This is a genomic window from Micromonospora sp. NPDC049801 (assembly GCF_040656575.1).
Classification (GTDB): Bacteria; Actinomycetota; Actinomycetes; order Mycobacteriales; family Micromonosporaceae; genus Micromonospora.
In genome coordinates this window covers 100120-121919 of sequence record NZ_JBFAMS010000014.1, presented here as the reverse complement: position 1 = coordinate 121919, position 21800 = coordinate 100120, and the positions used below count along the sequence as shown (strand labels likewise).

At 70.9% G+C, this 21800-nt stretch carries 19 protein-coding genes and 1 pseudogene; 6 read left to right on the top strand and 14 right to left on the bottom strand.

Annotated features, from left to right (window positions below):
* Positions 1 to 34 precede the first annotated feature (34 nt).
* Genes AB0I89_RS24435 through AB0I89_RS24425 form a run of 3 tightly spaced genes read left to right on the top strand, consistent with a single transcriptional unit; the run spans position 35 to position 1676 of the window.
* Complete coding sequence (locus AB0I89_RS24435; protein ID WP_357131264.1) at positions 35 to 550, top strand: NUDIX domain-containing protein; 516 nt, start codon at positions 35 to 37, stop codon at positions 548 to 550.
* The gene (locus tag AB0I89_RS24430) at positions 544 to 1356 is read left to right on the top strand and encodes a ribonuclease HII (protein ID WP_355051579.1); all 813 of its coding nucleotides are present in this window, start codon (positions 544 to 546) and stop codon (positions 1354 to 1356) included. The genes AB0I89_RS24435 and AB0I89_RS24430 overlap by 7 nt, the downstream gene beginning before the upstream one ends.
* On the top strand, positions 1353 to 1676 hold the full coding sequence (locus AB0I89_RS24425; RefSeq protein WP_018218957.1) for a DUF2469 domain-containing protein: 324 nt from the start codon (positions 1353 to 1355) through the stop codon (positions 1674 to 1676). Before AB0I89_RS24430 ends, AB0I89_RS24425 begins: the two co-directional genes overlap by 4 nt.
* Positions 1677 to 1712: 36 nt before the next feature.
* On the opposite strand, the gene AB0I89_RS24420 is transcribed toward AB0I89_RS24425, so the two are convergent.
* Positions 1713 to 2873 (bottom strand): sulfite oxidase, encoded by a 1161-nt coding sequence (locus AB0I89_RS24420; protein ID WP_357131039.1) that lies wholly within the window; start codon positions 2871 to 2873, stop codon positions 1713 to 1715.
* A 413-nt stretch (positions 2874 to 3286) separates the two neighbouring features.
* Between AB0I89_RS24420 and AB0I89_RS24415 the strand changes: the two genes are divergently transcribed.
* The 3 genes from AB0I89_RS24415 (at position 3287) to AB0I89_RS24405 (ending at position 12716) form a co-directional block, all read left to right on the top strand.
* Positions 3287 to 11356 carry a LamG-like jellyroll fold domain-containing protein gene (locus AB0I89_RS24415; protein WP_357131036.1) on the top strand — a complete coding sequence of 2690 codons (8070 nt, stop codon included), beginning with the start codon at positions 3287 to 3289 and terminating at the stop codon, positions 11354 to 11356.
* A gap of 33 nt (positions 11357 to 11389) precedes the next feature.
* On the top strand, positions 11390 to 11836 hold the full coding sequence (locus AB0I89_RS24410; protein WP_357131033.1) for a DUF4240 domain-containing protein: 447 nt from the start codon (positions 11390 to 11392) through the stop codon (positions 11834 to 11836).
* A 202-nt stretch (positions 11837 to 12038) separates the two neighbouring features.
* Positions 12039 to 12716 carry a M23 family metallopeptidase gene (locus tag AB0I89_RS24405; RefSeq protein WP_357131030.1) on the top strand — a complete coding sequence of 226 codons (678 nt, stop codon included), beginning with the start codon at positions 12039 to 12041 and terminating at the stop codon, positions 12714 to 12716.
* On the opposite strand, the gene AB0I89_RS24400 is transcribed toward AB0I89_RS24405, so the two are convergent.
* The 13 genes and pseudogenes from AB0I89_RS24400 to AB0I89_RS24340 all read right to left on the bottom strand — a co-directional run bounded on the left by AB0I89_RS24400 (position 12637) and on the right by AB0I89_RS24340 (position 21800).
* Positions 12637 to 13818: an aminotransferase class V-fold PLP-dependent enzyme gene (locus tag AB0I89_RS24400; protein ID WP_357131027.1), complete on the bottom strand. Its 1182-nt coding sequence runs from the start codon at positions 13816 to 13818 to the stop codon at positions 12637 to 12639. The two genes, AB0I89_RS24405 and AB0I89_RS24400, sit on opposite strands and share 80 nt — an antisense overlap.
* A gap of 44 nt (positions 13819 to 13862) precedes the next feature.
* Positions 13863 to 14906, bottom strand: a complete 1044-nt coding sequence (locus tag AB0I89_RS24395) for a tyrosine recombinase XerC (protein WP_357131024.1) — start codon at positions 14904 to 14906, stop codon at positions 13863 to 13865.
* 128 nt (positions 14907 to 15034) lie between these two features.
* Positions 15035 to 16231 carry a DNA-processing protein DprA gene (gene dprA, locus AB0I89_RS24390; RefSeq protein ID WP_357131021.1) on the bottom strand — a complete coding sequence of 399 codons (1197 nt, stop codon included), beginning with the start codon at positions 16229 to 16231 and terminating at the stop codon, positions 15035 to 15037.
* Positions 16228 to 16692, bottom strand: a pseudogene (locus AB0I89_RS24385) (ATP-binding protein); the annotation flags it as partial. The gene dprA and the pseudogene AB0I89_RS24385, both read right to left, overlap by 4 nt.
* A gap of 88 nt (positions 16693 to 16780) precedes the next feature.
* Positions 16781 to 17161, bottom strand: coding sequence for a hypothetical protein (locus AB0I89_RS24380; protein WP_357131018.1), 381 nt, complete (start codon positions 17159 to 17161; stop codon positions 16781 to 16783).
* A 569-nt stretch (positions 17162 to 17730) separates the two neighbouring features.
* Positions 17731 to 18177 carry a winged helix-turn-helix domain-containing protein gene (locus AB0I89_RS24375; RefSeq protein WP_357131015.1) on the bottom strand — a complete coding sequence of 149 codons (447 nt, stop codon included), beginning with the start codon at positions 18175 to 18177 and terminating at the stop codon, positions 17731 to 17733.
* 413 nt (positions 18178 to 18590) lie between these two features.
* Positions 18591 to 18983 carry an endonuclease VII domain-containing protein gene (locus AB0I89_RS24370; RefSeq protein WP_357131012.1) on the bottom strand — a complete coding sequence of 131 codons (393 nt, stop codon included), beginning with the start codon at positions 18981 to 18983 and terminating at the stop codon, positions 18591 to 18593.
* 113 nt (positions 18984 to 19096) lie between these two features.
* Positions 19097 to 19423: a hypothetical protein gene (locus tag AB0I89_RS24365; RefSeq protein WP_357131009.1), complete on the bottom strand. Its 327-nt coding sequence runs from the start codon at positions 19421 to 19423 to the stop codon at positions 19097 to 19099.
* A gap of 20 nt (positions 19424 to 19443) precedes the next feature.
* Positions 19444 to 19815 (bottom strand): hypothetical protein, encoded by a 372-nt coding sequence (locus AB0I89_RS24360; protein WP_357131006.1) that lies wholly within the window; start codon positions 19813 to 19815, stop codon positions 19444 to 19446.
* The gene (locus tag AB0I89_RS24355) at positions 19812 to 20096 is read right to left on the bottom strand and encodes a hypothetical protein (protein ID WP_357131003.1); all 285 of its coding nucleotides are present in this window, start codon (positions 20094 to 20096) and stop codon (positions 19812 to 19814) included. The genes AB0I89_RS24360 and AB0I89_RS24355 overlap by 4 nt, the downstream gene beginning before the upstream one ends.
* 98 nt (positions 20097 to 20194) lie before the next feature.
* Positions 20195 to 20836, bottom strand: coding sequence for a hypothetical protein (locus AB0I89_RS24350; protein ID WP_357131000.1), 642 nt, complete (start codon positions 20834 to 20836; stop codon positions 20195 to 20197).
* Positions 20837 to 20908: 72 nt separating this feature from the next.
* On the bottom strand, positions 20909 to 21424 hold the full coding sequence (locus AB0I89_RS24345; RefSeq protein ID WP_357130997.1) for a hypothetical protein: 516 nt from the start codon (positions 21422 to 21424) through the stop codon (positions 20909 to 20911).
* 43 nt (positions 21425 to 21467) lie between these two features.
* Positions 21468 to 21800, bottom strand: coding sequence for a hypothetical protein (locus AB0I89_RS24340; RefSeq protein WP_357130994.1), 333 nt, complete (start codon positions 21798 to 21800; stop codon positions 21468 to 21470).

Below are 21800 nucleotides of genomic sequence, written 5' to 3'. Positions count from 1 at the left end.
TCGGCCGCCCGTCTGGCAGGCTGGTGCGGTGACCGTGAGGAGTGGGCTGACGAGCCCCACAGACGCGAACGGTGCCGACCGCGTCTACATCCCTCGACGCGCGGCGCGGGTGCTGCTGGTCGACGCGGCCGGCCGGGTCCTGCTGTTCCACGGCTTCGACCCGGCCCGCCCGGAGCACCGCTACTGGTTCACCCCGGGCGGCGGGCTCGACGGGGGTGAGTCTCCGGCGTCCGGCGCGGTGCGGGAGTTGGCCGAGGAGACCGGGCTGCGGGTCGATCCGGCCGAGCTGGGTGAGCCGGTCTGGTCCGACGCCACCGAGTTCCCGTTCGACGGCGACTGGTACCGCCAGGAGCAGGACTTCTTCCTGCTCCGCGTCCCGTCGTGCGAGGTCGACACCGTCGGCTTCAACGACGTCGAGCAGCGCAGCATCGCCGGTCACCGCTGGTGGCTGCCCACCGAGTTGGCCGCCAGCGGCGAGCGGTACTACCCACCGGAGCTGCCCGACCTGCTGGCCCGGCTGCTGCCGCCGGCTGCCGAGGCGTCGTGCTGACCCCGCCGCGTACCGTCGTTCGTCGGGAGGCCGGGCTCTACGCGCTGGAGCGGGCGTTGCAGCGGCGCGGCTTCCGGCACGTGGCCGGCGCCGACGAGGCCGGCCGGGGCGCGTGCGCCGGGCCGTTGGTCGCCGCCGCGGCCGTGCTCCCGGAGGGGCGGCGCGGCGAGATCGACGGGCTCGCCGACTCCAAGCTGCTCACCCCGGCCAGCCGGGAACGGGTGTACGCCGAGGTCGTGGACCGTGCCCTGGCGTACGCCGTGGTGATCATCCCCGCCGATGAGGTTGATGCCCGAGGGCTGCACGTGTGCAACCTCGCCGCGATGCGCCGGGCGCTCGCCTCGCTCACCACCCGACCGGAGTACGTGCTGACCGACGGCTTCGGTGTGGACGGCCTGGGGGTGCCGGGGCTGGCGGTGTGGAAGGGCGACCGGGTGGCCGCCTGCGTGGCGGCGGCCAGCGTGCTCGCCAAGGTCACCCGGGACCGGATCATGGTGGAGTTGGACGGGGTGTACCCGGCGTACGGCTTCGCCGAGCACAAGGGCTACATCACCCCGGAGCACAGCGCGGCGCTGCGCGAGCACGGGCCGTGCCGGGAACACCGCTTCTCGTACGTCAATGTCGCGACGGTCTCCGGCCGCGACGGCCGGCCACCGCGCGCCCGGCGACCGGTCGACCCGGGCTCGGACGAGCCGATGGGGCACTCCGGGGCGTCAGGGGGTACCGTCGGCGTGGCGTTGGGCGAGCAGCCTCGGCCTTCGACGCCCGTGGGGGAAGATGTGGTCATGGAAGGCGGAGTGCGATGAGCGCGGAAGATCTCGAGAAGTACGAGACCGAGATGGAGCTGCAGCTCTACCGGGAGTACCGCGACATTGTCCGCCAGTTCTCCTACGTGGTGGAGACCGAGCGTCGGTTCTACCTGGCCAATCAGGTCGACCTGCACGTGCGCAACTCCGACGGCGAGGTCTACTTCGAGGTCGAGATGCACGACGCCTGGGTATGGGACATGTACCGCCCTGCCCGCTTCGTGAAGAACGTCCGAGTGATGACCTTCAAGGACGTCAACGTCGAAGAGCTGGAGAAGCCCGACATCTCGCTGCCCGCCGACTCCGGCTTCGGCAACTGACCGGACCGTCGCGCCCCGGGCCCCCACCCGTGGCGGTCACTCGGCGGGCACCACGACCTCGACGCGCTGCACCAGGTTGTTGGCGAAGCCGCCACGATTCCACGGCTGCTCGACCGGCTGGGTCCGCCCGGACGCGTCGGTCGCCCGCGCGCTGAGCACGTACCGGCCCGGCGTCGCCGTCCACTCGTACCGCCACCGTCGCCAGGCGAACTCCCCGCCCGTCGCCGGGTCCAGCTCGGCCTGCGCCCAGCTCGCCCCACCGTCGACGCTCACCTCCACCGCCACCACCGGCGCGTGCCCCGACCAGGCCCGACCGTCCACCGTGCACGGTCCCGCCGGCAGCACCCGGCGGCGCGTCATGAAGTCGGGAAAGCCCGGTGGGCGCACCAGGGCACGCGGCTCGATCCGGGTAACCGGCTCGCCCGGATCGTCCGCGTCACGGCGCAGCCGGTAGGCCACCGCGTTCTGGTAGCCGTCGAACGGCGTGGTCCGCACCTCGATCGAGTGCAGCCACTTGACGTGTGCCATGCCGTACCAGCCCGGCACGATCAGCCGTAGCGGAGCGCCGTGCTGCGGCAGCAGGGGAGCGCCGTTCATCTCGTACGCCAGCAGCACCTCCTCGCGCAGCGCGTCGGCCACCGGCAGCGCCCGCTGGTAGTCCTGCTCGACCCCCCGCTCGACGCCGTGATCGGCGCCGGTGAAGACGACGTCCACGGCGTCCGGGCCGAGGCCCGCCTCGCGCAGCAGGGGCGCCAGCGGCGTACCCGTCCACTCGGCGTTGCCGACCGCCTCGACCAGCCACGGCTGGCTCACCGGCCGGGGGTGCAGCAGGGCCCGGCCGTTGCCGGCGCACTCCAGGGTGACCCGGTGGGTGACCCGGGGCCGCTCGCGCAGCTCGGACAGACCGACGGTCAACGGCCGCTCGACCGCCCCGCCGACGGTGAGCGCGTGCGTCGCCGGGTCCACCTCCGGGATGTCGTAGTGGATCAGCAGGTAGTGCAGCCCGGCGGGGGTGACGTCGTAGCGCAGCGCCTCCAGCGGCAGACCGTGGTTGCGGGCCGCCAACTGCAACTCGTCGGCGCTGATCGCCTCGTCCGGCTCGGCGAGCCGGGACGGGCCGCTCACGTCCGCCACCGTCGGGCCGGAACCTTCGGCGCCGCCCGCGCGGGACGTCGTCCGATCGTCAAGAGTGGTCATGCCGGCCTCCCCGGTACAGACGGCGGCACCCGCCGTACGCGGCCCAGCCTAGGCCTTCCGCCTGCGCCGGAGGACGGATCACCCCTCCGGGGAGCGGGTGGCTCAGCGGCGGATTCGCCGGGCCAGTGACAAACATCATCGACGGTGGGGCTTGCCGATCGACGGCTGTCGTGCGTGCGCCGATCTCAAGCGCCGGGTTCGGTCCGCCCGGCCGCCGTCGACCTGCGCAACATCCTTCTTGCGTGTTGCGTTGCCTGGGATTCCCAGACTGCGGCTTAACGTCCTTTTAGGAGCGTTATCGGCGAGCGAATATCCATGATCCGACCTGGCGTCAAGACATTGAAAGCTGTTAACCGCCTTCGTACGCTCCGCTCGCTCACAGAGAGCCAGGAGCGGGGGAGGGTGTCGTGCCGATGCACCGACAGTCACGCGTGTTCATCACGTTGGCCGGGGAGGGCTGCGCGGCGTGGGTTCGTCGCCTGTCGATCTTCTTGATCCTGGCCCTGGTGGCCACGATGGCGGACGTGCCCACCCGCCCGGCGCCGCCGGCCGCCGCCGCGGCGGCACCGACACCCGCACCGAAGCCGAAGTGTCCCGACGACCGTGCCGACGAGGTGTCGGCGGCGATCGCGGCCAAGCTCTGCGCTTCCCGGGTCGAGGTGAAGAACCGCCGGACCGAGACGACCCAGGTCTTCGCCAACCCGGACGGCACCCTGACCGAGGAGCAGGCACTCGCCCCGGTGCGGGTGCGCCGGGGCGACCAGTGGGTGCCGGTCGACCTCACCCTGCAGCGCCGGTCGGACGGCTCGGTGGCGCCGATCGCGCATCCCCTCGCGCTGACGTTCGCGGGCGCCACACCGGGTACCGGCGAGCACGAGGTGATGAAGATCGGTGAGGGCGCGGACCAGGCAGGGCTGGCCTGGTCCGGCGCGCTGCCCGAGCCGGTGCTCGACGGACGCACGATCACCTACCCCGACGTACGACCGGGTGTCGACCTGGTGTTCCACGCGCACGCCACGGGCTACGAGCAGCACTTCGTGGTCAAGGACCGGGCCGCGCTCGCGCAGGTGCGCAAGCTGTCGGTGCCGCTGCGTACCGGCCAGCTCACCGCCGCCACCGACGGCATGGGGGGACTGCTGCTGAAGGACCGGCGCGGTCGGCAGGTGGGCCGGGCCCAGACGCCGTTGATGTGGGACGCCGAGGTGGCCCCGCAGTCCGGCGAGCGCCTCAACCACGCCCGGGTCGCGTTGCGCGCCGTCGCGGCCGGCAAGGGTCGTACCGTCATGGAGCTGACGCCGGACGCGACGTTCCTGGCACGGCCGGACCTGACCTTCCCGGTGACGATCGACCCACCGACCTCGCTGTCGCCGTCGTTCGACGCCTTCGTGCAGAACACCTACTCCAGCGACCAGTCCGGCTCGGCGGACCTGAAGCTGGGCTACTCGAACGACGGTGGCTCGTTCACCGCCCGCTCCTACCTCCGCTTCAACACCAGCGGTTTCGCCGGCAGCCGGGTGATCTCGGCGAAGCTGCGACTGTGGAACTACCACTCCTGGTCGTGCACGGCGGCGTCCTGGGAGGCCTGGCGCACCGACCTGGTCGACTCGTCGGTGCGGTGGACGGCCCAGCCGACCGCGCGGGCGAAGGTGGGCACCTCCACCGAGACCCGCGGTTACAGTTCGTCCTGCGGCGACGGCTACGTCTACGTCGAGGTCGGCGGGGCGCTGCAGTACGCGGCGGACACCAGCGCGTCCAGCGCGAGCGTGATGCTGCGGGCCACATCCGAGACCTCGACCTCCGGCTGGAAGCGCTTCGACTCGGCCGAGGGCACCCACCCGCCGCTGGTCTCCATCACCTACAACAGCGCGCCGTCGGTGCCGTCGGCACTGGCCGCCGCGCCCTGCTACACCGCCTGCGGATCCGGCGCCCAGACTTCCTCGCTGCGGCCCACCCTGTCGGCGAAGCTGACCGACGCCAACGCCGGGCAGACCCTGCAGGCCGAGTTCGTGGTGCGGAACAAGACCACCCAGGCCGTCGTCTCGTCGTCCGGCCTGCGATCGGGCAGTCCCGCCTGGACCAACGGCTCCACCGCCTCCTGGCAGGTGCCGGTCGACCTGGTCAACGGCGTCCAGTACGAGTGGCAGGTCCGGGCCAAGGATCCGTACGCCTACGGCACGGCGACGGCGTGGACCCCGCTGACCGTGGACACCACGAAGCCCGGTGTTCCCTTCGTGGCGGCGACGATCTACCTCAACGACGCCCAGCCGCACGGCGGCGCGGGCCAGGCGGACACCTTCACCTTCACCCCCGCCTCGGGCAGCACCGACCTCGCCGCCTTCGTCTACAAGTTCGACTACGACACGGCCGCGACCACGGTGGCCGCGACCGGGGCGAAGTCGGTCACGCTCAGCCCACGCGACGGGCACCGCACCCTGTCCGTGCAGGCCAAGGACTCGGCCGGCAACCTCTCCGACCTCAACCAATACGTCTTCGACGCGGGTAACGCCGCGCTGGCCGAACCGCTGCCGGGCGCGACGATCGTCAAGCGAACCAAGTTGCGGATCACCACCCCGGTCTCCGGCTACACCCGGACGTACTTCGAATATCGCCGGGGTCCGGGCGGTGCGATCCTGCCGGTGCCCTCGGCGAACCTGACCTCCGCCACCGGGGCGCCGATCACCGCGACCTCCGCCAGCCCTGTCGGCCTGTCGGCGCTCGGCGGATACGCGATCTGGAACGCCACCGACACTCTCGGCCTGACCGGTGGTGTCGTCGAGGTGCGAGCCCACCTCTACACCGCAACCGGCACGACGCCGGCGTACACCATCCCCTGGGTGCGGGTCTCCGTCGACTCGAGCGGCGACGGCGCCGCCGACGACGAGATCGGCGCCGGTTCAGTCAACCTCCTCACCGGCGACTACTCCATCTCCTCGACGGACGCTGACGAACTGGGACTCTCGGTCGCCCGGGCCACGTCGTCGCGGGACGGGGCCGCCGGCTACCAGCCGATGGCGCAGCGGTTGACCGCCAACCAGCAGCAGATCTCCACCGACCTGACCGGCTTCACCGTGCCGTCCACCTCGTCGGCGGCGCGTTCCACCGCACGTGGCCAGGGCGAGACCAGCCCGGCCGACTCGTTGGAGATCACCCCGGTCACCACCACGAGTAACGACACCTACGTGGCGGTCGGTGGCGACGGTGGGGCGATGCGGCTGAACATGGCCGCCGGCCGGACGTACCGGATGACCGGGTGGATCTTCGTGCCGGGCGCGACCGGGCTGGTGCCGGCCTACGCCCAGCGTGGCCTGCGGATCGTCGGCCTCACCAAGACCGGCAGCACCTACACCGAGACCTCCTCGGCGATGGCCGCCTACACCGACGGCTGGCAGGAGCTGTCGCTCGACATGACCGTCCCGGCCGGCGCGTCCGAGGCGTTCTTCCGGCTCTACAACGGCATGCAGGGCGGCTCCGGCCGCAAGGTCTACTGGGACAACCTGTCGTTCACCGAGATCATCGCCCCATTCGGCCCGGCCTGGACCGGCGGCGCGACCGGCGGCGCAGCGGACATCGAGTACAGCACCGTGACGCTGCCCGAACCGTCATTGGCCAGGGTCAACGGCATCGGTGGCGGCTGGATCACCTTCGCCAAGAACACCGACGGCGTGACCTTCACCCCGGAGCCGGGCTCCGAGGGGATGGTGCTGACCAAGGTCGGTACCACCGCCTACCGGCTGTCGGAGTTGGACGGCACCGTCACCGAGTTCACCTCGCAGGGTGGGGTCTGGGCGGCCACGTCGTCCTGGACGCCGGAGTCCGACACCACCTCCCGCTACATCTATGACACGACCGGCAGCCGATTGCTGCTCAAGAAGGTGATCAACCCGGCCGAGCCGGGCGTCGACGACACCAACCACTGCACCACCGCCGTACCGGCGCGGGGCTGCGAGGTCCTGGAGTACGAGTACGCCACCACCACCTCATCCGGACTGAGCCAGACGGTGTTCGGCGACTACACCGACCGGGTCTCCGGAGTGAAGCTCTGGGCCTGGGACCCGGACACCTCGGCGACGACCGCCACCCAGGTCACCCGATACGCGTACGACGACCTCGGCCAACTCCGTGAGGTGTGGGACCCCCGGGCCACCCCGGCGCTGAAGACCACCTACGAGTACGGCGGCGGCCGGGTCACCAAGGTCACCCCGTCCGGCGAGCTGCCGTGGAACTTCGACTACGGCAACCCGGACGTCGACTCCGCGGCACTGCGCTGGGACCTCGACGCCGGCTCGGGCACCGCCGTCGCCGACTCCTCCGGCAGCGGCCGCAACGGCACCATGGCCAGCGGTGTCTCCTGGGGGCAGGGCAACGACCCGGACAACCCGGCCGACCGGGCCTCGGTGTTCACCGGCGGCACCGGCCAGCAGATCAGCGTCGCCGGCACGGCCCTGTCCAACACCGCCTCCTACACCGTCTCCGCCTGGGTGCGGATCAAGGACAAGTCGGTCAACCGCACCGCGGTGTCCAAGGACGGCTCCCGGACCAGCGGCCTGTTCCTGAACTACGTCGCCGCCGAGGACAAGTTCGCGTTCTCGCGGGTGACCTCGGACAGCGACAGCGCGACCCCGGTTCGGGCCATCGCGAACAGCACCGCCGTGGCGGGCAAGTGGACCCACCTGACCGGCGTCTACGACACCGCCAGCGCCAAGATGAAGCTCTACGTCAACGGCGTGTTGCAGAGCACCACCGCGGCCACCGGCGGCTGGAACGCCGGCGGCGCCTACGTGATCGGCCGGGCCAAGTGGGCCGGTGCCGCCTCGAACATCTGGGACGGCGAAGTCGACGACGTCCGCGTCTACGGGAAGGCGCTCACCGACCAGCAGGTCACCCGCCTCTCCGGCGACGAGAACACCGGACGGCTGCTGAAGGTCCGCCGGGCCGCGCTCCAGCAGGGCTCCAAGACCGCCACCGACGGTGAGGTCGCCACGAACGTCGTCTACAACGTGCCGTTGGCCAGGTCCCTCGGCGGTCCGTACGACCTGAACTCGGCGGCCATCTCCACGTGGGGCCAGGTCGACCTGCCCACCGACGCGACCGCCGTGTTCGGCCCCGAGGACAACCCCGGCCGCAACGCCGCCACCCCGGCCAGCCCGGGTAGCAACGGCTACCCGTACGCCACCGTGCACTACCTCAACGCCGGGGGACAGGAGGTCAACACGGCCAGTCCGGGTGGCCACCTCGACACCGCCGAGTACGACAGGTTCGGCAACGTGGTCCGCAGCCTGGAGGCCACCGACCGGGAACTGGCCCTCGGCACGTTCCAGGGCTCCGCTCGCTACCTCGACGAGTTGGGCCTGGCCGGCTCGGACACCGCCAGCAGAGCGCTGGCGCTCTCCACCATCAACACGTACAGCACCGACGGTGTCGACCTCCTCGAATCCGTCGGGCCCACCTCGACGGTGGTACTGGAGAACCCCCTCGCCGATCCGGACGGCACCGGCCCGCTGGAGGCGATCCCGGCCGGCGCGACGGTGATCGGACGGTCGCACGCCGTCAACAAGTACGACGAGGGCAAGCCCGACGGGGCCACCTACCACCTGGTGACCACGGAGAGTGAAGGCGCGCAGATCGTCGGCTATCCGGACGCCGACGTGCGGGTGTCGAAGAACGCTTACGACGCGGAGTACGGCGGCGTGTCCGGCTGGACGTTGAAGTCCCCGACGAAGGTGATCGCGGACGCCGGAGCGGGCGGGCAGAACCTGACCGCGTACGTGGTCCGCAACGCCAGCGGTCAGGTGCTCAAGTCCTGGGGCATCGGCTCCACCGGCTCGGACGCGATGGCTACCGAGGTCATCTACTACTCGACCGGGGCCAACGCTCAGGACGGCGCGTGCGGCAACCGGCCCGAGTGGGCCGGCGAGCCCTGCGTCACCCGGGCGGTCGGAGCCGTCACCGGGCACGATCCGGCTCGGATGACCACCAACCTGCCGGTGCGGAGGATCAACTCCTACACCCGGTACGGCGACGAGGCCGTGGTGTCCGAGACGTCGAACGGCAAGACCCGCACGACCACCACCCAGTACGACGCGGCCACCCGCGTGACCAGCACGCAGGTCAGCTCCGACGAGGGCGCACCGGTGCCGGCGGTGACCACCGCCTACAGCCCGACGTCCGGCGACGTCACCGTCACCACGATGGGCACCTCGACGGTCACCCGCGAGTACGACCTGCTCGGCCGGCTGGCGTCCTACACCGACGCCGACGGCGGCACGACGACCAACGAGTTCGACAGGTTCGGCAAGTCGGTGAAGGTCTCCGACCCCACCGGGTACTCGACCTTCGCCTACGACCGTGCGGCGGAGCCCCGCGGCCTGCTGACCAGCGTCACCGACAGCGTCGCCGGCACGTTCTCGGCGAAGTACTCCCCGGACGGCCAACTCACCGAGCTGAAGTACCCGGGCGGGCTGACCCGGACCGACCGGCTCGACGCGAACCTCCAGCCGGTGGAGCGGACCTACACCCGCGACTCCGACAACGAGGTCATCTACTCCGAGTCGGTCCAGGAGAACACCGCCGGTCAGTGGGTGAACCACACCTACACCGGTGGCAGTAAGGCCTACCGCTACGACCGGCTGGGCCGACTGACACGTGCCCAGCACGACAGCGCCATCACCGACGGCTGCGTCACCCGCACCTACACCTACGACGACCGGACCAACCGGACCGGGAACTCGCGGTACGCGCCGGCAGCCGACGGTACGTGTGACGAGACCGGCACCCCGGTGTCCGGCACGCACAGCTACGACACCGCCGACCGGCTCACCGACGCCGGCTACGTCTACGACGCCTTCGGGCGGACCACCACCATGCCGGACGGCCTGACGAACGCGTACTTCGCGAACGATCTGGTGCAACGGCAGCAACTCGGGGACTCCCGCCAGAGCTGGACGTTGGACCCCGCGCACCGGTTCCGGGCGTTCACCACCGAGACCATGGTCGACGGCAACTGGGTCAACGCCACCTCCAAGCTGAACCACTACGGCGACGACTCCGACGAGCCCCGCTGGATCATCGAGGACACCACGCTGGGCAGCTACACCCGCAACGTGTCCGGCCCCGACGGTGACCTGGCAGCCACCACCTCCGACGCGGGGGACGTCCGGCTGCAGCTGTTGAACCTGCACGGCGACGTGGCCGCCACGATCGACACGGCGTTGCTGGAGCCCGAGTTCCTCGACTACGACGAGTTCGGTGTGCCGGTGGCGGGGCAGGCCGACCAGCGGTACGGCTGGCTCGGCGGCAAGCAGCGCTCCGGCGACGCGGTGGGCGACGTCATCCTCATGGGTGTCCGCCTCTACTCGCCGGGGATCGGGCGGTTCCTCCAGGTCGACCCGGTCGACGGCGGAAACGCCACCGCCTACGACTACTGCGCCGGGGACCCGGTCAACTGCACCGACCTGGACGGCAAGTTCGGCTGGGGCAGCATCAAGAAGGGCCTGTCCAAGGTCGCCAAGGTCGCGTCCTACGCGTCGATGATCCCGGGGCCGATCGGCACCATCGCCGGGGTGGTCTCCGCGGTCTCGTACGCCGCCACCGGCAACTGGCGGGAGGCTGCCTGGGCCATCGGCGGCGCGCTGGCCGCGACCGTGGGGGCGGGCGCGGCGGTCCGCGGAGCCCGCTTCGCCGTCGGTGCCGCGAGGGCCGCCCAGAAGGCCCGCAAGGCCAGCCGGGCACGACGGTTGTACAAGGGCAGGCATCGAAGTCGCTGTAACTCCTTCACGCCGCAGACCCAGGTGTTGATGGCGGACGGGTCATCGCTGCCCATCTCGGACGTTCAACTGGGCGACTGGGTCATGGCGGTCGATCCCACGACTGGCGTGGCCGAGGCCAAGCCCGTCCTCGCCGTGATCGACGGCGTTGGCGCGAAGCACCTGATCGACATCGACCTCGACGAGGGTCAGGGCGGGGCGCTGGAGGCTACGGCTGAGCACCCGCTGTGGGTGGAGGGCGTGGGCTGGACGTTCGCCGAGAAGGTGCGGGCCGGCGATCGGCTACGCGCCGCCAACGGAACGACGGTGCAGGTGGCCTCTGTTGTGGACCGTGGCTGGGTGCCGGCACAGACCGTGTACAACCTCAACGTCGGGGATGTGCACACGTACGCTGTCCGGGTCGACGGTGTCGACGTGTTGGCGCACAACGTCAGCGCGTGCGGTAAACACGGCAACTCACTCGACTGTTCCTGCCCCCACTACGTCTACCGAATCGACAAGAACGGCGAGGTGTACAGGTACGGCGAAGGAAAGGGTGACCGGCTTCCGAAACAGCTCAGGAAGCTCAATCGCAAGAATCCGAATGACAAGTACACCGCTAAGTACCTGCGGCGCGGCATCCCGGGTAAGCGGCGGGCAAAGGCTATAGAAACACGACTGATCAGAGGCTTCTTCCGGATCTTCGGAAAACGCCCTGACGGAAACAAGAACTGGCACTAGTTCGGCCTGGTCGACGATTGGTTGAGGATTTCGATGCTTGCAGACGAGGAATTCTGGCGGCTCGTGGCGGTGCTCGGCGGCCAGCCCGAAGTCCAGGACGACCGGCCGTACGAGCGGTTGACCTCCGTGCTGTCGGACGAGCCGGTGGAGCGGATCATCGATTTTGCTGAGACGCTCGCCTTCAAGCTCTATCAGTTGGACCGTCGGGTGCTCGCTCAGGCGGTCCCACCGGGCGCTGATCAACTGACTGAGGACGGCTTCCTGTACGCGCGCTGCGCGGTGGTGGTGGCGGGGCCCGCGGCATTCGATGCCGTGTTGGCCGATCCGGCGGCGTTCACCCGCTTCACCACCGTCGAGGCCGCGCACGCGGATTCGATCCTCGACGTCCCCTCGAACGCCTATCAGAAGCTGACCGGGGTGGAGTGGGACCACGTCGAGGAGTACGACTACGAAACCGGTTCCAACGAACAGTGGTGGTGAACTGACCCGGGCTCGTCCGAGGATGTCGGGTAGGTGAAAGGGCCTACCCGACGCCTCGGCGAGCCCGGCACGCACAGCAGCTCCCCAGCGCGGCATAGCAGATCATCGGCGCCTCCGGGTGGTCGTCCACAGGGCCGTCTGTTGTCCACAGCTTCGCTGGCCGGGCTGGCGGACGACCCGGCCCCGGGCCGAGGCTGCCGGCATGCGATCGCCATCCGCCACCCGTCTCGGCTCGAACCTCCGTACCGTGCTGCTCTGCGCGGCGTTCCCCCTCGCTCTGATCATGCAGCTCTGCGGTCTTGCGGTGCTTGTCGCGTCGGTGCCCGGCCTGCCACCGACGCCGACCGTGCCGATCGCGTTCGAGCCTCCCGCTCCCACCGAGCGCTTCCGCTGGCCGCTCGACGGGCCACCGCGACTGGTGCGCCGCTTCGACCCGCCACCTGAGCCGTGGCTGTCCGGCCACCGGGGCGTCGACCTGGCCGCCTCGGCTCAAACCGTGGTCCGCAGCGCCGGGCCGGGCACCGTCCTCTTCGTCGGTCTGGTGGCCGGCCGACCGGTGGTCACCGTGGGGCATGCCGGAGGGCTGCGAACCACCCACGAGCCCGTGCGACCCGGGGTACGCCCCGGTCAGGCGGTCGCCGCAGGAGCGCCGCTGGGCGAACTGCTGCCCGGCCACCCCGGTTGCCCGGCCGACGCGTGCCTGCACTGGGGCCTGCGCCGAGGTGCGGAGTACCTGGACCCGCTCGCCCTGCTCGGCCTCGGCCCGGTGCGGCTCCTCCCGCTCGACCCGGTGCGCGGGGTCAGCGCTGGGCGAGCAGCGCCGGCAACCGGGTGGCCAGCCGCTCGTACTCGTCGGCGGCGTTGTAGACCTGGCCGGTGAGTCGCAGCCACCCACGGCCGTTCCAGCTCATCACCGCCACCTCGGCGGCGAGCCGCTCGCCGATGCGCGTCTGCAACGCCCGCGCCGCGTCGATCGTGGTGCCCGTCCCGGCCGGCAGCGGGATGAGACGCAGCGACACCCCCGGTCCGCCGGGGTCGGGCAGTTGGGCGGGGGGCACCCCCAGAGCGTCCCCCACCACCCGCTGGCCGTACGCGGCGAGCGCGGCGTTGTGTTCCCGTACCCGGTCGACACCGAGGCTGCGCAGCGTGAACAGCCCGGCGGGGGCAGCCAACCACGAGGTGTAGTCGAGGGTGGCCTGCCATTCGACCCGGGCCGGGAAGCCGGACTCCTGCTCCCACGACACCACCAGCGGCTCGATCCGCTCGCGCCACTGCGGGGCGACCGCCAGCAGGGCGGTGCCGCGCGGCGCGTACCCCCACTTGTGCAGGTTGCCCGCCCAGAAGTCGGCGCCGATGCTGGCGACCGTGGTGGCGAGCATCCCGGGGGCGTGCGCGGCATCCACCAGGACCGGCACACCGTTCTCGTGGGCCACCGCCACGATGGCGACCGTCGGGAAGAGCTTTGCGGTGGCCGAGGTGAGCTGGTCGACGACGAGCAGCCGGGTCCGTCCCGGGCGCAGGCCGGCCCGGATGGTCTGCACGATCTGCTCGTCGCCGGCGTCCAGCGGAATCGGCAGCACCCGGCTGACCGCGCCGGTGCGGCGGCACTCCCGCGCGATGGCCAGACTCACCGCCCCGTACCCGTGGTCGGTGCTGACGATCTCGTCACCGGGTCGCAGGCCCATCGACTGGAGCACCACGGCGACGCCGGTGGTGGTGTTGCCGATCAGCGCGCTGCCCTGCGGGTCCGCGCCGAGGAACCCGGCGAGGTGCCGCCGGGTGTGCGCGAGCCGGTCGACGAGCCCCTGGGTGAAGAAGCGCAGCGGGTTGGCCTCCATCTCGTCGCGCAGTCGCTGCTGGGCGCGCTGCACGCCGATCGGCACCGCGCCGAACGAGCCGTGGTTGAGGTGGCTGACCGCCGGGTCCAGGGAGAACAGCAGGCGGGCGCCCGGAATCGGCTCGGGAGGCTGCGGGACGCTCACCGGATGATCGTAACCGTCGGGTGGTCCGACCGGCCCGCCAGTGATCAGGCGCGGGGGTGCGCCTGGCGGTAGGCGGCGCGCAACCGCTCCACCGACACGTGGGTGTAGATCTGCGTGCTGGCCAGCGACGAATGCCCGAGCAGTTCCTGCACGGCGCGCAGGTCCGCGCCGCCCTCCAGCAGGTGGGTGGCGGCGGAGTGGCGCAGCCCGTGCGGGCTCGTCCGGGGCAGGCCGGCGGCCTCGGCGTACCCGCCGACGATCTGACGCGCCGTGGTCGGGTTGAGCCGACCGCCGCGGGCCCCGAGTAGCAGCGCGTCGCCCGAGTGCGGGGCGACCAGCGCGGGGCGGCCCTGCCGCAGCCACTCGTCGAGCGCCCGCTGCGCCGGCACGCCGTACGGCACCGACCGCTCGCGGCGGCCCTTGCCGAACACCCGGATCACGCGCCGGGCGTGGTCGACGTCCTCGACGTCCAGCCCGCACGCCTCGCTGACCCGTACGCCGGTGGCGTAGAGCAGTTCCAGCAGCGCCCTGTCGCGCAGCGCCACCGCCGCGTCGGTGGCTCCGTCCGTCGTGGGCTCCCCGCCGGGGGCGGACCCCGTCGCGGGCGTGCCGTTTGCGGGCGATCCTGTCGTGGGCGTGCCGGGTGCGGTTGCCGGGTGCCGGGTCGGCGCCTCCAGCAGCGCGGCGGCCTGGTCGGCGCGCAGGACGCCGGGCAGCTCCCGGTGCGCGCGAGGGCTGGCCAGCGCGGCCCCCACGTCGGCGGCGAGCAACCCGGCGCGGTGTGCCCACGCGCTGAACGCCCGTGCCGAGGCGGCTCTGCGCGCCAGCGACGTACGGGCGGCGCCGGTGGTCCGCTGCCGGGCCAACCAGCTCCGCAGGACCGACAGGTCGACCTCGCCCAGGTCGCGGCAACCCATCCGCACCGCGTGGTCGAGCAGCGCGACCACGTCGGTGACGTACGCGCGGACGGTGTGCGCCGACCGGTTGCGAACCTGGGAAAGGTGCCTGGCGAAGTCGTCGACCGCGTCCCGCAGCGGCGGTGGCAGGTTCTGATGAGTGGCCCGGGTGCCCCGGGCGGACCGGCTCACGGCCGCCGCGCCTCTCGCGGCGTCACCGATGCGGTCCGCCGGGCGGCACGCGCACCTTCGCTGGCAGCAGGCACGGCACCAGCGTACGGCCGAGGGTTGTGCTCCGCCGGCCACGTCGGCGGCCGCGTCTACCGGCGGGCGGCCGGACCCTTTGGTTTGTCGACCGGGGCGAGGGCGTAGCCGTCGCCGCGTCGTACCACCATGGACAGCTCTTCGAGCAGGGACAGTTTGCGTAGCGCGGTACGCACGTCCAGACCGGCGCGGGCGGCGAGCGTGTCCACCCCCCGTGCGCCCCGGCGGGGCAACGCCTCCAGCACCGACCGGGCGTCGTCGTCCAGGTCGTCGGTCGGCCGCTGCGGGCCGCGGGCCAGCGGGGCCAGGTCCGCGCCGATCCGGCCCACCTCATCGAGCACGTGTGCGACACCGGTGACCAGTCGGGCCTTTTCGTTCTCGCGCAGCAACTCGTGCGCGCCGACGGACATCGCCGAGGTCACCGGCCCGGGTACCACCATTGCCACCCGACCGGTGTAGATGGCCCGCCGGGCGGTCTGCGTCGCTCCGCTGCGCGCCGACGCCTCCACCACGACGGTGCCCAGCGTGCCGCCAGCGATCACCCGGTTGCGGATCAGGAACCGGGGCCGCAGCGGCTCGGCGCCCGGCGGCCACTCGCTGACCAGCAGCCCGGTGTCGGCGATCCGGTCGAAGAGGGCGGTGTTGCCCATCGGGTACGGCCGGTCCACCCCGCAGGCCAGCACCGCCACGGTGCGGCCCTCGGCGTTGAGGGCGCCCCGGTGGGCGGCGGCATCGATCCCGAACGCGCCACCAGAGACGACCGTCCAGTCCCGCTCGGCCAGCCCGTACCCGAGGTCGGTGGCCACGTGCTGGCCGTAGGCCGTGGCCGCCCGCGCGCCGACCACGGCCACCGAGCGCTCCAACGCCTCACCGAGCGGCCACGCGCCGCGTACCCAGAAGCACAGCGGTGGGGCGGTCTCCACGTCCACGCGACGGGTCAGGTCGGGGAGCCGCAGCGTGCCGAGATCAGCGACCCGGGCCGGCCACTCGTCGTCGTCCGGGGTGACCAGACGCGCGCCGAGTCGATCCGCCCGGTCCAGGGCCTCGTCCGCCGCCGCGCGGGCGTCGCCGGTCGACATCCGGGCGGTCACGGCGGAGGCCAGCCGCCGGTCGGGGCTGCCGCCGTCGAGCAGCAGATCCAGCGTGGCCACCGGCCCCAGCTGCTCGACCAGCGCGTGCACCACGCGGGTGCCGGGCTCGGCCAGCCAGGTCAGCGCCACCCGGGCCAGCCTGCTCTGCTCGTCGGCGCTCATGCCGTCTCTCCTGTCCGTAGCTGGGTCGCCTCTCGGACGTCCTCACGGTCGGGCCGATCCCGACCGTCCAGGTCCGCGATGGTCCAAGCCATCCGGATCACCCGGTCGAAGCCGCGCGCCGAGAGCGAGCCGGAGTCGAGCCGGGCGCGCAGTTCGGCGGTGACCAGCGCCGGTAGTCGCCAGGGCGGGCGGCGCAGGAACGGGCCGTCCACCTCGGCGTTGAGTCGCCGTCCGAGGCCGGCCCAACGGGTGGCCGCCGCGCCGCGCGCCGCCGCGACCCGGGCGGCGACGGTGGCCGAGGACTCGACGTCACCTCCGGACGCCATCAGCTCCGCCGCCCGTACGGGCATCAGCCGCACCTGCACGTCGATCCGGTCGAGCAGCGGCCCTGACAGCCGGCCCAGGTAGCGGCGGCGGGCCACCGGCGTGCACTCGCAGTACGCGTCGCCGGACGGTTTAGCGCGTGTCGACATGAGGGGTACTCACTGCACAAGGGAGACACAAAAGCGGGGCCAGGTCACCCTAGCCCCGCCGCACCCTCCGAACAGATCAGCTCTGACGGCGCCGCTGACCGCCGATCGCAATCACCTCACCGGTGTCACCCTGCTGCGCCTCCCGCAGCGTGGCGGCGATGCCCTTCCACCGGCCCGTCTCCTGAGCGGCGGCAAGCGAAGACTCGGACACCCGGTCGAGCCGGTCGTTGACGGCGGCGAACCGCATCTCAACGAGATCGCAGAGGCGCTGCACGGCTCGGTCCGCCACGCACTGCACGATCTTCACCGCAGCGAGCAGGCCGACGCCGGTCGTCCACACCGGTGTCAGGCCGATCGACGGCGTGGGCAGCGTGCCGGTGGTGTACAGCGCGAAGTAGAAAGCGAACACGGCGGCGAGGACGGCGGCGGCGATTCCGCAGATGTTGGCGGCGCGCACGTAGCCCGGTGCGGCGTCTGTCGGTTGTGTCTTCCATTCATGGCTCATGAGCGGCTTTGCTCCGATTCGTCGTGGGGAGGGGTCGGAGACGACGTCGCTGGTGGTGGCGTCTCCCCGCCGCGGTCGTCCCGACCGGTGGGGTGCGGCGGTTGGCTCGTGTGCGGTGAGGGCACGCGTGCCGGGCTGGCTTGGGGGTCAGCCTGGTGGTGCGGTGGGCAGCAGGAGGCGTGGCCTTCGTCTGGACTGCGTGGGTGGTGCCATGGCTTCCTCCCCGTGGATGCCGGTGGTAGTACGTGTTACCTGTCGTTCACGTTCTCAAATTGCTTGCTGTGGGAACTATCCGGTGTGCGGGTGGTGCTGTTGCCTTAAAGATCCCTTAAGTCGTGTCCGTTCGGTTGACGGCTGTTCGGGGGTCACGCACGCTGTGACCAGCACCAGTGAGTAGTTGATGTTGCTTGTTTGAGTAGTCGATGCTGCCCGAATCGACGCAGCAAGCAACCCCCGCATGTACGGACATGCTCATGGTGAAAAGGTTCCATGAACGCATATCCCGCCGACGGGACTACTCGTTAGCGTTGCTCACGATCCTGCGCAGGTCCGGGCAGCATCCACCTGTCGCCCGGCAGCAGCTCCGGCGAGTCCACAGCCGAGCGCCACACCACGAACACGGGCACACCCTCACCCATGCCGTCCGGCAGCACATCGTCCAGGCGTTCCCGCTCCGGCGCCGTCGGCATGCGCGTCTCGATCCTCACCACGCTGGTGAGGTCGATCGGGCGCTTGTCGTACACGGGCCGCACCCTCGAAGTTTGGCCCTGACGGGTGACAACCAGGCCCTCGTTGCGGAGGGTGGCGACGGCGAGGCGCACCAGGGCGCGGGACACCCCGTGGGTTTCGCGTAGCCACCGCTCGGAGGGGACGCGGGCTCCGGGGGCTAGCTGCCCGGACATGATCTGTTCACGTAGGACACCCGCCAGCTCCTCTGAGCTGATGTCCGGGGGATCCCGCCTGATCACGTCGGGATTGTGTGTCAACCGCCCAGTGGGGCAGCGGCCGGGCATGTACGGACAAGTTGCCGCAGCTCACAGCCGGGTTGTCGCGGCGGTAGGTATCGGCGGTGAGTGGGCTGCGGAGGCCGTCGAGGTAGGCGGCCAGGAGCCGGGCGTGGTGGTCGCCCGGCTGCGGCGCGGCGGCGAGAGCGGTCACGGCTGGGTCTCGCCCTCAAGTGCGTGGCCTTCAACGTTGTCGTAGTCGACGGAGCATAGGTAGCCGTCGCGGGTGGTGGCGAACAGGTGCTCGCCACAGAACGGCTCACGGCAGCCCTGCCCGGTCGGACCGTCACATCGAAGGTCAGTTTGAGCCGAGCACTCCGGATCTGTGCAGGTGTCCATCTCGCTTCTCCTCTGTTGATCTCGTCCGTAAATGGGAGTCATGCCGCGAAGAGCGGCTGCACGGACGGCTGGAACCTCGGCTCGCGCTCCAAGTACGCAATCACTGCTCGCAGCACGTCCGGCGAGTCCTTGAAGACACCAAGAGCCGCGTTGCACGGAACGCACAGCAGTCCGCGAACTCGTCCCGTCGCGTGGCAATGGTCAACGGCGAGTCGGGGATTCTCGGCCGGCGGCGCACCGTCGACGCGAGGTCTACCCGCACGCCGCTCCGGTAGGTCGTCCTGATGCACACCGCAGATGGCGCACCGGTAGTCCTGTTCCACCAGTAGTTCCTGGTAGTCGTTCAGCGTGATCCGGTAGTTGCTCCACAGGTTCCGGGCCCTGGAAGATCGGGGGTCATTTCGGTTCGCGGCATCGAGACGGCACGGCATGCACCGCGACCTTGGACCATCGCTAAGAAACGAATCGTCCGGGCGCGGCTGTCGACAGGTCGCACACCGCCGGGCGTGGCGGTCGCCCGGCTGCGGCACGGCGGCGGGGGCGGTCACGGCTGGGCCTGAACCGCGCGGTCGTGGGCGAGGATCGCCTCGGGTGTCCAGCCGTTGATCCGCAGCTTTGGGGCCGCCTCGTATGCCAAACGGACAGCCGTCTTCTCGTCGAAGCGGTGCGCTGCCTTCCACTCGTCGGTGCGCTCCGACGGGATGGGCTCAAGCTCCCACGTGCCGTCAGCGCCGAGGCAGAGGCGACCACGCAGCACAGCCCACGACCCGGGGCCCCGGTACGCGACCTCGATGGTGAACATGCCCGCGTCGATGTGGTCCTCGGGCAGGGCGCACACGGAGTACTCCGTGGTGCGAACGTCGATCTCCATGGCGGATCTCCTTCGGTGGGTCAGGCGGGCAGGTTGACGGTGTCGGCGAACTCTGCGCACTGCGATGGGGACAGCCGCGACCGTAGGCGTGCCGCGATCTGCGCCCGGGTGGGTTCCGTCCAGCCGTGCCAGCTTTTGCCGGGCACCCACAACTGCGGATGCTCTTGCTTGGCGACACCACACCAGCGGCAACCCATCGGGGAAGGCGCGGACGGGTGCCGCAGCCGCTGGACACGCGCGTTACCCGGCAGGATGCTCGGTGCCGTGTCGCACGGTGACGCCAGCCCGAGCACGTCATGCGGTGGGACAGTGCCGTCCGGCTGGATCACGTCGGGCCGCCCGAAGGCGTGGCAGGCGTTGTCACCCTGGCTGAGGTCGTTGAGGGTGGTCATCGACCCCTCCGCTTCGACGGCTTCACGAACCGTCCGGCACCCGGCCGTTTGAACTCGGCGCGGGTGCCGTGCCCGTTGCGTCCCTGGCAAAGGCAGCCGATCGGACCCCACCCGCCCGTCTCGCGGCGGCAGCCGGGGCAGAACAACTGCACGCAGCACCGGAATCCGCACACCACCCGCACCTCGAAGTGGTTGCCTTTGCGGTCGTCCAGGACGGTGCCGCAGTCGTGGCGGTGGGGCTGGTGCATCAGCCGGTGGAAGCTGTCGCTGGCGCGCTTCATCTCCCCGGTCATACGGCACAACTCGTGGCACTCGTGGGGGAGCGCAGGCCGAGGGGCAGACTCGCACTCCGCGCATCCAGCGACAATCTCAAGGCAGGTCATCGTCCTACCCCCACAGCGGCGTCCAGCAGGTCACGAGCGGCGGTTACCCGTGCGAAAGCTTCAGCGTCGCCGCCGTGGTCGGGATGGGTCCGCCGTGACGCCTGCCGAAACGCGGTCCGGCGCACCTCAGCGTCAGACAGCACCCGCTCAGCGGTCACCCCGGCGTCGGCGTAGCCGGCGAGCAGCCGCGCCGCATCATCGGCGGTCATCTGCCCGTCGGGGGAGCCAGCCGGCAGGGCGTTCCAACCTCGGTACTGTTCGCCCGACTTCGACACCCCGTACCGGTCCACTGCGCGCAGCGCTTGCAGGGAAAGGGCCACCGCGCGGACGTTGGCCTGCCAGTGGGCGTACTCGTCGGTGGCGTACGTCAGCGGGCCGTGCTTCGACTCGAACGACACCTTGACGCCGGGGAAGTTCACCTTGGCGTTGGCGCGGAGCATCCCGTCGCGGCGCAGGTCCGCTTCGGTGGCGTCCACCTGAATGACAACCAGGCGAGCACCCAGCAGCACGGTTTCCCGTGCGATCAGGTCGAGAGTTGCCGACCATGGGGCGCGGAAGGCTGAGCCGGACTGGCGGTTGCGGGTGACAGGTCCGATCCACGGACCAAGGGGGCGTATCTCGTAGCGCTGGTCTGCCATGTTGGGACTCCCTGGTGGTCTGGTCGGCTGCCGCTCGCGCCGGACACGGGTTCCGGTGCGGCGGTACGCCGGTCAGGCCGTGCGGGCGTGCTCCCACGCGGCGTCGTCGTCCAAGAACGCTTCGTCGTCCAGGAAAATCGGCTCAACGAACGTCCGCCCCCGGTTGTAGTGCGGGATCGGGTCACCGCCCCGACGCGGCACCAGCACGCGTTCGCCGCCGCTGTGCCCGTTGCCAGCCTTGTCGTAGTAGCGGTCCTCCCACGAGTCGTCGAAGTCGCCGGCCGGGGCGTCCGGCTGGGTGATGCCCAACTCACGCATGTCATCGACACTGAGGTCGCTGTAGGTGCACTCCACGGCGGCGGTCACGTCGTAAACCTCGGGGTGGTCGAGGTGGTTGTAGGCGGTGTGGATCTCGTTGAGGCACGCCACCATGCGTTCCTGCCAGTCGACGGGCATCGACTGCATGAGGGAGCGGTTGAGGACGAGGTAGTTGGAGTAGGTCAGCTCGAACCAGCCGTGGACGGGGCCGTTGAGGCGGGCGTTCTGCTCCTCGGGGCTGATGCTGGTGGTGGTCTGCTGGTCGGTCATGCGGTGCTCCGTTCGTGTGCTGGCGGGTAGTTGAGTACGCCCATCAGGCCGGGTGCGGTCCGGGCACCTGGCACGACACGTACACGGTGCGACCCAGCCAGCGGCCGTACACGCTGCCCTCCGCGTTCGTGCCGTACTCGTGGAACGGGTCACCTTCGGCCGGGGTGTAGGTGATGTCGCCGTAGCCGACGGTCGCGCCGACGTGCGCCGCCCACCGGTCGACATCGGCGGGGGTGTTCAGCCCAAGGTTGACGAACGGGCCGTGGTTGCCGTGGTTGGCACCGACGGTTTTCCGGGCGGGTTGCGGCAGGCCGTCGGCGACGGCGGTGTTGATGGCGGTTTCCACCTCGGCGAGGGTGGCTGCGGTGTCGGTCAT